General features: G+C 60.9%; 1 pseudogene. It reads left to right on the plus strand.

Annotated elements, in window-relative coordinates:
- Positions 1-537, plus strand: a pseudogene (locus HMPREF2554_RS09840) (cell division protein FtsK); the annotation flags it as partial.

A 537-nucleotide genomic window follows, 5' to 3' on the forward strand; every position in this document is an offset into this window, starting at 1 on the left:
ACATCATCGAATACCACGCCACCAACCCGCCAGAACCCATGCCGCGCCTGCTCCTCGTCATCGACGAGTTCGCCATGCTCGCCAAGGACTTCCCCGATGTGCTCACCTCACTCGTGAGCATCGGTGCCGTGGGCCGTACCCTTGGCGTGCACATGATCCTGGCAACCCAGCGGCCCGCTGGCGTGGTGAACAACGATATCCTGGCGAACACCAACCTGCGTGTTGCGCTGCGCGTGCAGTCCAAAGAAGACTCCTCCAACGTGATTGAAGTGCCGGACGCCGCATCCATCGAGCGCTCGCAGATGGGCCGAGCCTACATCAAATTGGGACAAACCGACATCACCCCCATTCAGACCGCGCTGGTAACCGGGTTCAGCGGTGTCGTCGAACGCGACCCCATCGAAATGCGGTCGACAAGCGTTTTCGGCATTCCGTCGGCACCGCGTGCACTGCCGAAACCGAAGAAGACCGATGCGAATGACCTCGACAACCTGATCGACGCCATCGTCGAAGCCAACCACGAGCAGCACTATGCCC

The sequence above is a fragment of the Rothia sp. HMSC071F11 genome, from assembly GCF_001809115.1.
Classification (GTDB): domain Bacteria; phylum Actinomycetota; class Actinomycetes; order Actinomycetales; family Micrococcaceae; genus Rothia; species Rothia dentocariosa.